At 72.7% G+C, this 14002-nt stretch carries 13 protein-coding genes; 11 read left to right on the plus strand and 2 right to left on the minus strand.

Translation table 11 applies throughout. From position 1 onward, the window contains the following. Window positions 1-101: 101 nt before the first annotated feature. On the minus strand, window positions 102-1061 hold the full coding sequence (locus BXA11_RS28720) for an AraC family transcriptional regulator (RefSeq protein ID WP_076439565.1): 960 nt from the start codon (window positions 1059-1061) through the stop codon (window positions 102-104). Between the two features lie 98 nt (window positions 1062-1159). Between BXA11_RS28720 and BXA11_RS28725 the strand changes: the two genes are divergently transcribed. The 10 genes from BXA11_RS28725 (at window position 1160) to BXA11_RS28770 (ending at window position 11901) form a co-directional block, all read left to right on the plus strand. Then, window positions 1160-2116 carry an SDR family NAD(P)-dependent oxidoreductase gene (locus tag BXA11_RS28725; protein ID WP_076439567.1) on the plus strand — a complete coding sequence of 319 codons (957 nt, stop codon included), beginning with the start codon at window positions 1160-1162 and terminating at the stop codon, window positions 2114-2116. A gap of 58 nt (window positions 2117-2174) precedes the next feature. Next, on the plus strand, window positions 2175-2399 hold the full coding sequence (locus BXA11_RS28730) for a hypothetical protein (RefSeq protein WP_030509920.1): 225 nt from the start codon (window positions 2175-2177) through the stop codon (window positions 2397-2399). Window positions 2400-2483: 84 nt separating this feature from the next. Further along, window positions 2484-3503 carry an N-acetylglucosamine kinase gene (locus tag BXA11_RS28735; RefSeq protein WP_076439569.1) on the plus strand — a complete coding sequence of 340 codons (1020 nt, stop codon included), beginning with the start codon at window positions 2484-2486 and terminating at the stop codon, window positions 3501-3503. Next, window positions 3500-5056 (plus strand): glycoside hydrolase family 3 protein, encoded by a 1557-nt coding sequence (locus BXA11_RS28740; RefSeq protein WP_076439571.1) that lies wholly within the window; start codon window positions 3500-3502, stop codon window positions 5054-5056. Before BXA11_RS28735 ends, BXA11_RS28740 begins: the two co-directional genes overlap by 4 nt. 139 nt (window positions 5057-5195) lie before the next feature. Then, window positions 5196-7016 (plus strand): ABC transporter substrate-binding protein, encoded by a 1821-nt coding sequence (locus tag BXA11_RS28745; protein ID WP_076439573.1) that lies wholly within the window; start codon window positions 5196-5198, stop codon window positions 7014-7016. Further along, window positions 7013-8047: an ABC transporter permease gene (locus BXA11_RS28750; RefSeq protein WP_051762057.1), complete on the plus strand. Its 1035-nt coding sequence runs from the start codon at window positions 7013-7015 to the stop codon at window positions 8045-8047. Before BXA11_RS28745 ends, BXA11_RS28750 begins: the two co-directional genes overlap by 4 nt. After that, complete coding sequence (locus BXA11_RS28755) at window positions 8044-8976, plus strand: ABC transporter permease (protein WP_081903765.1); 933 nt, start codon at window positions 8044-8046, stop codon at window positions 8974-8976. The genes BXA11_RS28750 and BXA11_RS28755 overlap by 4 nt, the downstream gene beginning before the upstream one ends. 5 nt (window positions 8977-8981) lie before the next feature. Next, window positions 8982-10010: an ABC transporter ATP-binding protein gene (locus BXA11_RS28760; RefSeq protein WP_076439574.1), complete on the plus strand. Its 1029-nt coding sequence runs from the start codon at window positions 8982-8984 to the stop codon at window positions 10008-10010. Beyond that, entirely contained in the window at window positions 10007-11038 is a 1032-nt protein-coding gene (locus BXA11_RS28765) for an ABC transporter ATP-binding protein (RefSeq protein ID WP_076439575.1), read from the plus strand. Before BXA11_RS28760 ends, BXA11_RS28765 begins: the two co-directional genes overlap by 4 nt. Next, the gene (locus BXA11_RS28770; protein WP_076439577.1) at window positions 11035-11901 is read left to right on the plus strand and encodes a GNAT family N-acetyltransferase; all 867 of its coding nucleotides are present in this window, start codon (window positions 11035-11037) and stop codon (window positions 11899-11901) included. The genes BXA11_RS28765 and BXA11_RS28770 overlap by 4 nt, the downstream gene beginning before the upstream one ends. A 2-nt stretch (window positions 11902-11903) precedes the next feature. Here BXA11_RS28770 and BXA11_RS28775 read toward each other — a convergent pair whose 3' ends face one another. After that, window positions 11904-13010 carry an exo-beta-N-acetylmuramidase NamZ family protein gene (locus BXA11_RS28775; protein ID WP_076439579.1) on the minus strand — a complete coding sequence of 369 codons (1107 nt, stop codon included), beginning with the start codon at window positions 13008-13010 and terminating at the stop codon, window positions 11904-11906. Between the two features lie 29 nt (window positions 13011-13039). On the opposite strand from BXA11_RS28775, the gene murQ reads away from it, so the two are divergent. Further along, a complete protein-coding gene (murQ, locus tag BXA11_RS28780) occupies window positions 13040-13942 on the plus strand; it encodes an N-acetylmuramic acid 6-phosphate etherase (protein WP_076439581.1) in 903 nt (300 codons plus the stop codon). Window positions 13943-14002 lie beyond the last annotated feature (60 nt).

Here is a 14002-nt window from a genome sequence, read left to right on the forward strand (position 1 = left end):
CCGGCCACCGCTCCGGCCACCGCTCCGGCCACCGCATCGCCGGCCGCTCCGGCGGCCGAACCGCCAGCCGCTCCGGCCATCGCTCCGCCGGCGGCGACGGTTCAACCGGCGGCCAGTGACGCCGGGCCGGGGGACGTCTCAAGGGCCGGAGCGCCCGCATGCCGCCGGCGATACTCGCGCGGCGAGCTGCCGGTGATCCGTTTGAACGCGGTGCTGAGGGCGCTCTCCGAGCCGTAGCCGACGGCGAGGGCGATCGTGGCGAGCGTGTCGTCGCCGGTGCGCAGGCGCTGGGAGGCGAGCTCGATCCGCCAGCGGGTGAGGTAGTCGAGGGGACCGAGACCGACCGTCTCCTTGAACCGCGCGGCGAGGGTGGATCGGGACACCGCACCGGCCCGCGCCAGCTCCGCGACGGTCCACGGGTGGGCGGGCCGGGCGTGCACGGACCGCAGGGCCGCCGCGACCACGGGGTCGGCGAGACCGGCGAGCCACCCCGACACCGCTTGGGGCTCGCGGGCGAGATGCAGGCGCAGGACATGGATGAGCATCACCACGGCGAGATGCTCGGCCACGAGCGTCGAGCCGATCGGATGCCCCCGCAGCTCGGCGTCGATCTGACCGAGGGCCCACCGCACCGCACTCGCTTCGCCGGTGTCCGCGGGCACGTGGATGACCGGCGGCAGCCCGTCGAGCAGGAGCCCGCGCGCCCGGTCGCCGAACGAGAAGCGGCCGCCGACGAGGAACGTGTCCACGCCGTCGCCGACATGGGGGAGCCCGTCCCCCGCGGCCGTCCACAAGGGCCCGGCGTCGACCGGAACGGCGTGGGGGTCGCTGAAGAGGGTGAAGGCGAGGGGGTGCGTGAGCAGGAAGCAGTCGCCCTCCTCCAGAGCGATCGGGGCGGTGAGGCCCTCGACGTCCAGGAGGCACCGGCCGCGCCGGAGGGTGTTGAACTTCACGCCGTCCGGCGGCTCGAAGCGCACCGCCCAGCTGCCGCCCGCCGTCATTCCCGTGGACAGGTGCGCTCTGGTGCCCAGCAGCGCGAGCACGTCTTCGAGCGGATCCATTGGTTCCCCCGCGGTGGTTCGAGTGGACTGGACGACGGATAAAGTTCTACGGACTTTCTACTATAGATAGTCCTAACCGGGTCTCCTAGCGTGGCCTCATGACCAACGACCAGACTCGTCTCACGACTCCGTTCCACTCCCACGCCACCGCCTCCGAGATCATCGAGGGGGTGGATCTGTCCGGGCGCCGCGTCGTCGTCACCGGCGGCGCCTCCGGCATCGGCACCGAAACCGTCCGCGTCCTGGCCGCGGCCGGGGCGGAGGTCACCATCGCCACCCGCGATCCGGCCGCGGGGGCGCGGATCGCCGAGACCTTCGCCGACGCGCCCGGATCCGTGCGGTCGGCCGCGCTCGACCTGGCCGATCTGTCATCGGTCGCGGAGTTCGTACGGAACTGGCGCGGCCCGCTCGACGTGCTGGTCGCCAACGCCGGGATCATGGCGCTCCCGGTGCGCCAGGTCAACGCGCAAGGCTGGGAGATGCAGCTCGCGACGAACTACCTCGGACATTTCGCCCTTGCCGTGGGGCTGTACGACAGCCTGCGGGCGGCGGGCCGGGCGCGGATCGTCGTCGTCAGCTCGGGGGCCCATCGCGACGTGCCGTTCGACTTCGACGACCCGCAGTTCGAGCGCCGGCCGTACCATCCGTGGGCGGCCTACGGGCAGTCCAAGACGGCGGACGTCCTGCTCGCGGTGGGCGCCCGCCGGTGGGCGGCCGACGGAATCACGGCGAACGCGCTCAACCCCGGCTGGATCATCACGAACCTCCAGCGCCACATGGACGAGGCGACGATGCGCGAGATGGGCGCGATCGACGAGAACGGTGAGATCATCCCGAAGCCCTACCTCAAGACCCTTGCCCAGGGCGCGGCGGCGTCGGTGCTGCTGGCGGCCTCACCTCTGGTGGAAGGCGTGACCGGCCGCTACTTCGAGGACAACCAGGAGGCCCCGCTCGCCACTCCCGAGATCCTCGGCGGCGTGGCGGCCCACGCGCTCGATCCGGACGCGGCGGACCGCCTGTGGGACTACGGGAGCTCCGCGATCGCAGCGGCATAGGAAATGTGCCGTTTGGGCACTTCAAGAGGTATCGGGGGCGTGTTCGATGGGGGGAACCATGGCTGTATCGGCAGACCTGGCGAAGCTGCTCGACCGCGAATACGAGGACAAGACGCTGGATGAGATCATCAAGGCGCCGGTGGACGCGCTGGCCGGGGTGAGCGCGGAGGACGCGGAGCTGCTGAAGAAGGCCTTCCACATCAAGACCGTGGGAGATCTGGGCCGCAACAAGTTCTTCCGGGCGGCCACCGCGCTCGTCGATCTCACCGACAGCAAGAAATAACCGGGCATCCCGTCCGGCCGGCGACGTTGTAGATGATTTCCATCGCCTTATACCTTGATGGAAGGTATCTACAAAGGAGCGGCCGTGGGGGCTCTGTTCGTCGGTGTGGACGGGGGAGGCACCAGCACGCGCTGCGTCGTGGTCACCGAGTCGGGGGAGATCGCCGGGCGGGGACGGGCCGGCGGCGCCAACGCCATCTCGGTCCCCGACCCGGCCGCCAACCTGCGCGCCGCGCTGCTCGGCGCGCTGGAGGGCCTGGACCGCGCGCGGGTCGCCGGCGGCGTGTTCGGCCTCGCCGGAGCCGCCCGCGCCGCGGAGTCGGCGGAGCGGGCCTGGCGGGAGGCGGGGCTCGCCGGGCGTCCGGCGGTGGTGGCCGACGTGCTGGTCGCCTTCACCGGCGCCACCGACCAGCCGGACGGTGCGGTCCTGGTGGCGGGCACCGGCGCCATCGGCGCCCGCGTCCGCGACCGCCGCATCGTACGGCGGGCCGACGGGCTCGGCTGGCTCCTCGGCGACGAGGGTTCGGGCGTGTGGCTGGGCCGCAGGGCCGCCGCCGCGGCGCTGAACGCGATCGACGGCCGGGGCGCGCCCACGGTGCTGGTCGCCCGGGTGGCCGAGGCCGTCCTGGGAGCGGGGGCGGCCGGCGACGACGACGGGCCCGCGCTCACCCAGGCCCTGGTGGCGGCCGTGTACGCGCGGGTCGCCGAATCGGGGCCCGCCTGGCTGGGCACGCTCGCGCCCGTGGTGGACGCCGCCGCCCGCGAGGGCGACGAGGTGGCGCGCGGCATCGTCGCGGAGGCGGCCCGCAGGCTGTGCCGTACGGCGCGGGTCGTGACGGGGGAGGGCCCCCGTGAGAGGGGGACACAGGCGAAGGGCGGCCCGGACCAGATGGGCGCGGGGCCGCTGGTGCTCGCGGGGTCGCTGCTGACCGAGCCGACCGAGCTCGCCCATCTGGTCCGGGCCGAGCTGGGCAGGCGGGCCGTGCTGGTGCGCGCCCGGGACAACGCGGCGGGGGCCGCCGCGCTCGCGGTGCGGGCGGCCCTGCCCGGCGACCCCCGTGCCGCCGAAGCGCACCGCGTGCTGATCGGGCAGGAGGTCGCATGATCGGCGGCGAGCTGGACCGGATGGCGATGGCCGTGCTCCAGCCCGGTTTCGAGGGCACCGAGCCGCCCGCGTGGCTGCGGCGGGCGCTCGCGGAGGGACTGGGCGGCGTGATCCTGTTCGCCCGCAACATCACCCGCAACGTCGCCCGCGACGTCACCCGTAACGTTGTCCCCGACGTCACCCGTAACGCCGCCCCCGATGCCGCCGGCGACGCCGACGCGGTCGGCGGGACGGCCGCCCTGGTCGCCGAGCTGCGCAGAGAGCGGCCGGACGTGGTCGTCGCCGTGGACGAGGAGGGCGGCGCCGTCACCCGGCTGGAGGCGGCCACCGGCAGCTCGTGGCCGGGCAACATGGCGCTGGGTGTGGCCGGCGACGAGTCGCTGACTCGCCGGGTGGCGCGGCAGATCGGCCGGATGGTCGCCGCCGCCGGGATCACCCTCGACTACGCGCCCGTGGTGGACGTCAACGCCGACCCCCGCAACCCCGTCATCGGCGTGCGTTCCTTCGGCTCCGACCCCGAGGAGGTCGCCCGTCACGGCATCGCATGGATCGAGGGACTGCAGAGCGCGGGGGTGGCCGCCTGCGCCAAGCACTTCCCTGGCCACGGGGACACCGTGACCGACTCCCACCTGGCGCTGCCCGCCGTACGGGCCTCCCGCGAGGTGATAGAACGGCGCGACCTGCCGCCGTTCCGGGCCGCCATCGCGGCAGGGGTGCGCGCCGTGATGTGCGGTCACCTGCTCGTCCCCGCCGTCGACGAGCTTCCCGCGACCCTGAGCCGGGCGGTGCTGACCGGCCTGCTGCGCGAGGAACTGGGGTTCGACGGCCTCGCGGTGACCGACGCGATCGAGATGCGCGCGGTCGCCGCCCTGCACGAGCCGGGCGAGATCGCAGTGCGCGCGCTGGCCGCCGGGGCCGACGCGATCTGCGTCGGGGTGTCCTCGGCGAGGGGAGAGAGCGTCTACGCGCTGCGCGACGCGATCACCCGCGCGGTCCGCGAGGGACGGCTGGCGGAGGAGCGCCTGGCCGAGGCGGCGGGCCGGGTGCGGGACCTGGCCGCGTGGTACGACGCGCAGGCCGAGGCACGAGCCGCCGCGGCCCGCGACGCCGACGAGGGCCTCGGCCTGGCGGCGGCGACGGCCGCCCTGCGCGCGACCCCGGCGGAGCAGGCGGCGCCGCCGCTGACGAAGGCGCCGCTGGTGGTGCATCTGGCGGCGCGGCCCAGCCAGGCCGTCGGCCGCGCGACCCCGCTGAAACTCGGTCAGGCGATCGAGGAGATCCTCCCCGGAACGGTGACGGTCGAGGTGCACGACGACGGGCGCCTGCCCGACCTGAGCGAGAGGGCGCGCCCCCTCGTGATCGCCGTCCACGACGCCGTACGGCACGCCTGGATGCGGCGGCTCCTCGACGACGCGCTGCGGGCCCGCCCGGACGCGGTCGTGGTGGAGACGGGGGTCCCGGGGCCGCCCGCGGGGCGGCTGTACCTTGCCACGCACGGCAACTCCACGGCCTCCGCGCGGGCGGCGGCGCGCCGGCTCACGGGCACCGTCTGAGCCCCCCCGCAGACGATGTTGTCGCAGGTAGCGGGCTCGGGTAAAAATTATCTCCATAGCCTTGTCTGCTCATGGAAAAAATTGACGACATCCCGCGAGCGCCCGTATTGTCCAGGCAATCGGGAACCAGGAGCAGCCCATGAAGCGACTCGCAGCGATCATGGCGGTGGCGTCCATCGTCACCGTGACCGCCTGCGGCACTACCGGGACGACGGACACCGCCCAGCAGAGCGGCGGCGTGTACACCACGATCGACGGCAGCAAGCAGATCAACGCGAGCGCGCCGATCAACCCGTTCAACCCCGTCGGATCGGTCTTCTCGGGATACAACGGCATGGCGCTGGCGTGGCCCAAGAACGACCCCACCGATCCCAACCAGTTCTACCCGGCGATCGCCAGGAGCTGGAGCATGTCCCCGGACCGGTCGGAGGTCGTCATCCACCTGCAGCCGGACGCCAGGTGGTCCGATGGCAAGCCGGTGACCAGCGAGGATGTTCGGGTCTCGATCGGTCTCGCCTACACCCAGGGCGGCACGGCGTACGCGCTGGACCCGAAGGCGGCGGGCGCCGCCGCCGACATCCAGGTCGTCGACCCCAAGACGATCAGGGTGACGCAGGGCGCCAACCGCAGTTCGACGTTCCTCGCCAACCTGCTGTCGACCGTGGTCGTGCCCGCGCACGTCTTCGGGAAGCTGCTGCCCGCCGACTTCTGGCAGACGCTCAAGGTCGCCCAGCACGGCCAGGGCGCGGCGGCCGAGAAGGCGAAGAACCAGATCACCGGGCTCGCGGAGAAGGTCATCGCGTTCGACCCCGGTCACGACGTGTCCGCCGGGCCGTTCGTGCTGGAGCGGGTGAACCCCGGCGCGGCGCTGCTCAAGCGCAACCCCTACTTCTTCGCCCGGCAGAACATCGCGCCGGACAAGGTGAAGATCCTCAACTACACCGGCAACGAGCAGATCTGGAACTACCTGATCGCCGGCCGGCTGGACAACGCCCCCTTCACCTCCGTGCCCACCGCCGTCATGAACCGGATCCGCGACGCGAAGGGCAGCAAGGTGGTCAAGGGCTACTCGCCCGTGGCGGTCTCCCTCGCGTTCAACCAGTCGCACAAGCCGTACGACAACGTGCACGTGCGGCGGGCGATGGCCTACCTGATCGACCGCGCCCAGGTCACGAGGATCGCCTCTCCGGAGGGCGGCACGCCCGCCGCCACCACCTCGGGCATCCACGCCAAGGCGGCCCGGGCCTGGCTGGGCGACGCGTTCGACAGCCTGGAGCAGTATCGCGTGAACCCCGCCAAGGCCGACGCCGAGCTGAAGGCGGCCGGCATGACCAAGCGGGGTGGCCGCTGGACCCTGCCCGACGGCAGCCCGTGGAAGGTGCGCATCCACGTGCCCGCGTCGTTCTCCGACTGGGTCGCCGCGGCCAAGTCGATCACCAGCCAGCTCGGCGACCACGGCATCGACGCGAGCGTGGTCACGGCGGCCGACTACACGCTCTATCTGGGCGAGCTCGCCGACGGCAAGTACGACCTGGGGTTCTGGCTGATCGGCCTCGGCCCCTCGCCGTACAACATCTTCCAGCGGCTGTTCGGCCAGGCGAACGGCTGGCAGATGTTCGGCGGCCGGCTGCGCCACGTGGCCCCGGGCACCGAGGGCAACTGGATGGGCGGCCCGGAGAAGGTCGACGCGGGCGCCGCCGGCACGGTGGACCCGGGTGACCTGACCAGCAGGCTGAACTACGCGTCCCAGGACGAGCAGAAGCGCATCGTCGGCGTCCTGGCCACGGTCGCCAACGAGCAGCTTCCGGTCGTCCAGCTCTGGGACTACGTGAACACCCAGTTCGTGAACACGTCCCGGTACACCGCGTTCCCGCCCGACGACGACGAGTCCCTGCGGCTGTCGTCCGGCGTGTGGATGCAGCTCGGGATGATCAGGAAAGCGGAGAAGGGGCAGGCATGACGCACGCCGTTCCGGGGCGTCCCCGGCTGGGCGCCATCGCCAGGAAGATCGGCGGCCACCTGGTCCGCGGCCTGGCGATGATCTGGGTCGTCGCCACGATCAGCTTCGTCATCATCCGGGAGATTCCCGGCAACCCCGTGCTCGGGCAGTACGAGAGCCTGATCCAGAAGGGCATGTCGCCCGAGCAGGCCGAGCGGGCCACCGCCGTCCTGTACGGCTTCCTGCCCACCGGCAACCTGTGGCAGCAGTACGTCGGCTACATGGGCTCGCTGCTCCACCTCGACCTCGGGCGTTCGCTCAGCACGCCCGGCGTGGAGGTGACCACGCTCATCGGGCACGCGGCCCGGTGGACCGTGCTGCCGGTCCTCGCCGGCACGCTGCTGAGCTTCCTGCTCGGCGTCACCATGGGCGTCTACGCCGCGATCAAGCGGTCGGGCAAGCTGGGCGACGCGCTCGCGCTGTCCGGCTCGCTGCTGCACGGCGTGCCGGTGTACGTCATCGGCCTGCTGCTCACCGCGATCTTCGCCACGCTGTGGCCGATCATGCCGTCGGGCGGGCCGGTGGACGTCGAGTTCGTCCCCGGCTTCAACGCCGGCTACATCGGCTCGCTGGTGCACCACGCCGTGCTGCCCGTCGTCACGTACACGCTGGCCAGTTACGGCGGGTGGATCCTCGCGATGAAGTCGAACGTGGTCGCCGTGCTCGGCGACGACTTCATCCTCGCGGCCGAGCTGCGCGGCCTGCGGCGCGGCTTCGTGTTCCGGTATCTGGCGCGCAACGCGATCCTGCCGCTGTTCACGATCCTCGCCCTGTCGATCGGCATGCTGTTCGGCGGCTCGATCTTCATCGAGGAGATCTTCAACTACCCGGGCCTCGGCCTGCTGCTCGTCAACAGCATCAGCAGCCGCGACTACGCGCTGATGGGCGGCACGTTCCTGGTGATCACGGTGGGCATCGTCGTCGCCAACATCGCCGCCGACCTGCTGTACACGGCGATCGACCCGCGGGTCAGGAGCGGAGGCGCGGCATGACCGTCATCGTCAACCCGGAGGGGGCGATCAGCCCCGAGGCCCTGCCGGCCGGGACCACGCGGGCGACGCTGCGGCGCAACTTCTGGCGCGGGGTGTGGCGGGTGCTGCGGCGCAAGCCCAGCCGCATGGCCGGCGTGGTCATCGTGGTCCTGTTCGCGCTCATGGGCGTGGCCGGGCCGCTGCTCTACCCCGCCCAGCTGCCGCGCGACGACAACGCGCTGTACGCGCCGCCGAGCCTGGCTCACCCCTTCGGCACCGACTTCGAGGGCACCGACGTGCTCGCGCTGGTCGTCACCGGCGCGCGTTACGTGCTGCTCACCGGCCTGGCCACGGCCGTCATCACGGTCGCGCTCGGCACGCTCATCGGGCTGGTCGCCGGCTTCCACCGCGGCCGGTGGGACATGCTGCTGATGCGGCTGACCGACATGAACCTCGCGATCCCCGGCCTGCCGCTGCTGCTCGTGCTGTCCACGGTGTGGAAGTTCGAGAGCCCGCTGGAGATGGGCCTGGTGCTCGGGGTGCTCGGCTGGGGCGGCATCGCCCGCGCCGTGCGGTCGCAGACGCTGTCGCTGCGCGAGCGGGGCTTCATCGAGGCGGCCCGCGGACTCGGCCTGCCCACCCGGCACATCATCGGCCGCGAACTGCTGCCGAGCATGGCGCCGTACATCGCGATGAACATGCTCATCGCCGTCACCGGCGCGGTGTACGCCCAGGTGGGCCTGTTCTTCCTCGGCGTGCTGCCGTTCGAGTCGAACAACTGGGGCGTGATGCTGAACCTCGCCGTGTTCAACGGCGGGGCGCTCACCACCCCCGCCGCGCTGCCGTACCTGCTGGCCCCGCTGATCGCGATCCTGTTGCTCACGCTGGGAATCGTGCTGATCGTGGACGCGATGGACGAGATCTTCAACCCCCGCCTGCGGGAGGAGTAGCCCCCATGACCGCTGACACGACCGCACATGACATAGAAGCACCGGGGGTCCGGATCCGGGACCTCACGGTCGTCTACAAGACGCCCGCGGGCGAGTTGCCCGCCGTACGCGGCGTCGACCTCGCTCTCGCCCCCGGCACGATCACCGGCGTCGTCGGCGAGTCGGGCTCGGGCAAGTCGACGCTCGCGCTCTCCCTGCTCAACGCCGTCCAGCCGCCCGGCAGGATCGCGGCGGGCAGCGTGGAGATCGACGGCCTCGGTGACGTGCTGACGCTGCGGGGCGAGGACCTGCGCCGCGCCCGCGGCCGCCAGGTCGGCTACGTCTTCCAGGCCGCGCAGAACTCGCTGAACCCGCTGAAGACCATCGGCAAGCAGCTGCTCGACCTCGGCCGCTCCCACGACGTGGAGGACCTGCGGGGGCTGGTGCGCGACGCCAAGGACCTGCTGGCCCGCATGGGCATGGACGGCGCCCGGGTGCTCGACTCCTACCAGCACGAGCTGTCCGGCGGCATGCGCCAGAGGGTCGGCATCATGCTCGCGCTCGTCCTGAACGCCAAAGTCGTCGTTCTGGACGAGCCGACCACCGCCCTCGACATGATCACGCAGGCCACGATCCTGCGGATCATCCGCGAGGTCCACGAGGAACGCGCCCTCACCACCCTCGTGATCACCCACGACGTCGGCGCGGTCGCCGAGGTCGCCGACAGCCTCGCCGTCATGTACGGCGGCCGGGTGGTCGAGCACGGCCCGGTGACCGAGGTGCTCGGGGACGCCCGGCACCCGTACACCCAGGGCCTGATCAGGGCGATCCCGCGCCTGTCCGGCGACCTGTCGCTGGCCAGGGCGCTGCCGGGACGCCCGCCGACGCTCGGGACGCTGCCCACGCAGGGCTGCGTGTTCCGCGAGCGCTGCGAGCGGCGCATGGACGTGTGCGAGACCGACGAGCCCATGTCCGTCAACCGGGACGGCCGCACGGTCGCCTGCCACGCCGCCGACCGCCACCTCACGCTGGTCAAGCGGAAGGAGCTCGTGTGATCACGGGAACCGGGATCACCAAGATCTTCAAGCAGCGCGGCGGCGTGCTCGGCGCCCGCGAGGTGCCCGCGCTGCGCGGTGTGGACTTCTCCATCGCCAAGGGCGGCGCCGTCTCGTTCATCGGCGAGTCGGGCAGCGGCAAGACCACCCTCGGCCGGATCGTCGCCGGGCTGGAGAGCCACGACGGCGGCGAGATCGTCATCGACGGCGTGCCGATGTCGTCGCTGAGCCACCGCAGGCGGCAGCCGTACTTCCGCCGCGTCCAGCTCATCCACCAGGACCCCTACTCGGCGTTGAACCCCACCCGGACGATCCACCAGACGCTGGAGGCGCCGCTGCGGCTGCGCGCCCGGCAGACGGGCCGCCCGCGGTCGTGGGTCGACGGGCGGGCGGCGGAGCTGCTGGCGATGGTCGGCATCGACCCCGGCTACGTGCTCCCGCGCTACCCCCACCAGCTGTCGGGCGGCATGCGCCAGCGCGTGGTGATCGCCCGCGCGCTCACCATGGACCCCGAGGTGCTCGTCGCCGACGAGGCCGTCTCGATGATCGACGTGTCGCTGCGCCTGGGCATCCTCGCCCTGCTGAAGGACCTGCGCGAGCGCCTCGGCGTGGGCGTGCTGTTCATCACCCACGACATCGCGACCGCCCGCTACATCGGCGGCGACGGCGAGCTGTACGTGCTCTACCGCGGCCAGGTCGTCGAGCGGGGTGCCACCGAGAAGATCATCGCGGACCCGGTCCACCCCTACACCCAGTCGCTGCTGTCGGCGATCCCCGTGCTGCACGGCCTGGAACGGCCCGGCGCCGAGCGGGTCGTGCCGAGGGAGATGCAGCGGGAGGGCGAGCCCGACGGCGGCTGCCTGTTCGCCCGGCGCTGCCCGTTCAGCACCGAGCGCTGCGAGCACGAGATGCCCGTGCTGGGCCGCGACGGCGGGCCCGGAGAGGAGGCCGGAGAGGAAGCCGGGCAGGAGTACGCCTGCTTCCACCCCAGGCGGCGCAGCGTGATCCCGGTGGGGGTGGGCGAGTGACGGACATCGTTCCGGCCGAGGCCGACGGGACGCTGGAGCGCCTGGCCGCCGCCGCCCTGTGGGCCGACGCCGAGGACGCCGCGCTGGTCGTACGGCGGCTGGCCGACCCGCCGGGGGATCGGGCGTGGACGGTCCTGGCCACCCCGGACCGGGACGGCGCCGTGTTCACCTCGATCGGCGCGGACGGCGCCGGTCACATCGACCTGATCGCCGTGGATCCCGCCGCCCAGGGCCGGGGGATCGGGCGGGCGCTCGTCGGCGCGGCCGAGGAGTGGATGCGGGCGCATGGCGCGGCCGAGGCCAGGTTCGCCGGCAACCCGCCCTGCTACGCCTGGCCCGGGATCGACGTGCGCTACACCCCGGCCGCCTGCCTGGCCGAGAGCCTGGGATATGAGCGCTACCGCGTGGCCTGGAACATGACGGCCGGCCTGCCCGCCCGCTACGACGAGGCCGAGCACGAGGCCGACCTGGCGAAGCTCGCCGCCGCAGGGGTCACGGTCGCGGCCGCGCCCGCGGGGGAGCGTGCCACGGTCGCGGCCTTCGTCCGCGAGCAGTGGAACGACAAGTGGGCCTGGGAGGCCGAGCAGGCGACCGGTCTCCACTATGCCTACCGCGACGGGGAGATCCTCGGTTTCGCCGCCTGGGGCGCCCGTCCGCTGTGGTTCGGGCCGATGGGCACGGCCGAGGCCGCCCGCGGTCTCGGCGTGGGCCGGGTGCTGCTGCGCCGCTGCCTCGCCGAGCAGGCCGCCGCGGGGCAGACCTCAGCGCAGATCGGCTGGGTGGGCCCGCTCCGCTTCTACTCCCGGGCGGTGGGCGCCCGCGCCGAGCGGGTGTTCTGGCTCTACCGCCGCGCGCTGGACTGATGTCAGCCGTACAGCAGTTCGCCTCGGGGCGGGCCCGGTGGGGGGCACAGCCCCCGGGGGTCGCGGCCCGCCTCCAGGTGCTCGCGCAGCGACGCCGAGCCCCACAGCAGGTCGAGGAACGGCTCGCAGGCGAAGTCGCCCGGATAGAGGGCGCGCAGCACGTGCAGGACGGACACGCCCGTCAGCACCGGCAGGAAGGCCTCCTGGTCGGTCACGTGCAGCTGCGCCCCGCGCACCGCGACGCCCGCGTGCCTGCCGAACGTCGGAGCGAACCACGTGTCGCGGAAGCGCACGCCGGGCAGGCCGAGGTCGTTCAGCGCTGCGGCGAACCGGCCGTCCGCGTACGGCGCGCCGACCAGCTCGAACGGCCGGGTCGTGCCACGGCCCTCGGCGGCGTTCACGCCCTCCAGCAGCCCGGTGCCGGGGTAGACCAGGGCGGTGTCGAGGGTCGGCATGTTGGCCGACGGCATCACCCAGGGCAGCCCGGTGCGGTCGAAACGCCACCGCCTGCGCCAGCCCTCCATCGGCACGACCTCCAGCTCGGCGCCGATCGCACGGTTGACCGACAGCGCGATCTCGCCCGGCGTGAGGCCGTGCCGTACGGGCAGGGCGGCGCGGCCGACGAAGCTCGCGTAGGCCGGGTCGAGCACCGGGCCCTCGGTCACCGCGCCGCCGATCGGGTTGGGCCGGTCGAGCACGGTGAACCGCAGCCCGAGCCGGGCCGCCGATCCCATGAGGTCGTACATCGTCCAGACGTAGGTGTAGAAGCGCGCGCCCACGTCGCACACGTCGAAGACGAGCGCGTCCACCCCGGACGAGGCGACCAGCGCGTCCAGGTCGCCGCCGGTCCGCCGGTAGGTGTCCAGCACGGGCAGGCCGGTGACCGGGTCGACGGTGTCGCCCTCGCCGCCGCCCGCCTGGGCCGTGCCGCGCAGGCCGTGCTCGGGGCTGAACACCGTGGTCACGGGCACCCCGGCGGCCAGCAGGGCCGGTGCGGCGGCCGTCAGATCGGGCAGGACTCCGGTGGGGTTGGTGACGAGGCCCACCCGTTCCCAGCCGGCCTTCGGCGCGCTCACCAGCAGCTCAAGCCCCGTACGCACGCGATCCATAAGCACTCCGAAGCCGAGGAACCACGACCATGACGCACTCACTCGCCGCTCTCGCCACCGAACAGAGCGATCCCCGCTACAGCGGGATCGACACGCTGCCGACGGAGGAGATCGCGCGGCTCATGAACGCGGCCGACGCCGCCGTCCCTGCCGCGGTGGGCCGGGCCGTCCCGGCGATCTCCGCGGCCATCGACGCGATCGCGGCGCGGATGACCGACGGGGGCAGGCTCCTCTACGTGGGCGCGGGCACCTCCGGGCGGCTCGCGGTGCTCGACGCCTCCGAGTGCCCGCCGACCTTCGGCACGCACCCCGACCTGGTCCAGGGCATCATCGCGGGCGGCGAGGCCGCGCTGGTGCGCTCCGTCGAGGGCGCCGAGGACGACGCCGAGGCGGGCGCCGCCGTGATCCGCGACAAGCACGTCGGCCCGCTCGACTCCGTCGTCGGCATCTCCGCCAGCGGGCGCGCGCCGTACGTCGTCGCGGCGGTCGAGCAGGCCCGGCGGCTCGGCGCGCTGACCGTGGGCCTGGCCTGCAACACCGGCTCCCCGCTCGCGCGGGCCGCCGACCACGCCGTCGAGGTCATCGTGGGGCCTGAGGTGGTCACCGGCTCGACCCGGCTGAAGGCCGGCACAGCCCAGAAGCTGGTCCTCAACATGATCTCCACGATCACGATGATCAGGTCGGGCCGCACGTACGGGAACTTCATGGTCGACGTCGTGGCCAGCAACTCCAAGCTCGTCGACCGGGCGGCCCGCATCGTCTCCGAGATCACCGGCGCGCAGGTGCTGCGGGCCCGGGAGGTCCTGGAGAGCGCCGGACGGGACGTGAAGACGGCCGTCGTGATGATCGAGCGCGGTGTGGGCGCCGACGACGCGCGGGCGCTGCTCGCGGCGCACGGCAACCGGCTCGGCCCGGCGCTGCACAGTGCCTGATAACGCGGTGCCTGATAACGCGGTGCCTGATAACGCGGTGCCTGATAACGCGGTGCCTGA

This window comes from Microbispora rosea, assembly GCF_900156315.1.
Lineage (GTDB): Bacteria > Actinomycetota > Actinomycetes > Streptosporangiales > Streptosporangiaceae > Microbispora > Microbispora rosea.

What these genes read in the sequence shown, in the direction of transcription:
- BXA11_RS28720 (WP_076439565.1), bottom strand. Translation starts at nt 1,061, where the DNA reads ATGGATCCGCTCGAAGACGTGCTCGCGCTGCTGGGCACCAGAGCGCAC.
- BXA11_RS28725 (WP_076439567.1), top strand. Translation starts at nt 1,160, where the DNA reads ATGACCAACGACCAGACTCGTCTCACGACTCCGTTCCACTCCCACGCC.
- BXA11_RS28730 (WP_030509920.1), top strand. Translation starts at nt 2,175, where the DNA reads ATGGCTGTATCGGCAGACCTGGCGAAGCTGCTCGACCGCGAATACGAG.
- BXA11_RS28740 (WP_076439571.1), top strand. Translation starts at nt 3,500, where the DNA reads ATGATCGGCGGCGAGCTGGACCGGATGGCGATGGCCGTGCTCCAGCCC.
- BXA11_RS28745 (WP_076439573.1), top strand. Translation starts at nt 5,196, where the DNA reads ATGAAGCGACTCGCAGCGATCATGGCGGTGGCGTCCATCGTCACCGTG.
- BXA11_RS28750 (WP_051762057.1), top strand. Translation starts at nt 7,013, where the DNA reads ATGACGCACGCCGTTCCGGGGCGTCCCCGGCTGGGCGCCATCGCCAGG.
- BXA11_RS28755 (WP_081903765.1), top strand. Translation starts at nt 8,044, where the DNA reads ATGACCGTCATCGTCAACCCGGAGGGGGCGATCAGCCCCGAGGCCCTG.
- BXA11_RS28760 (WP_076439574.1), top strand. Translation starts at nt 8,982, where the DNA reads ATGACCGCTGACACGACCGCACATGACATAGAAGCACCGGGGGTCCGG.
- BXA11_RS28775 (WP_076439579.1), bottom strand. Translation starts at nt 13,010, where the DNA reads ATGGATCGCGTGCGTACGGGGCTTGAGCTGCTGGTGAGCGCGCCGAAG.
- murQ (WP_076439581.1), top strand. Translation starts at nt 13,040, where the DNA reads ATGACGCACTCACTCGCCGCTCTCGCCACCGAACAGAGCGATCCCCGC.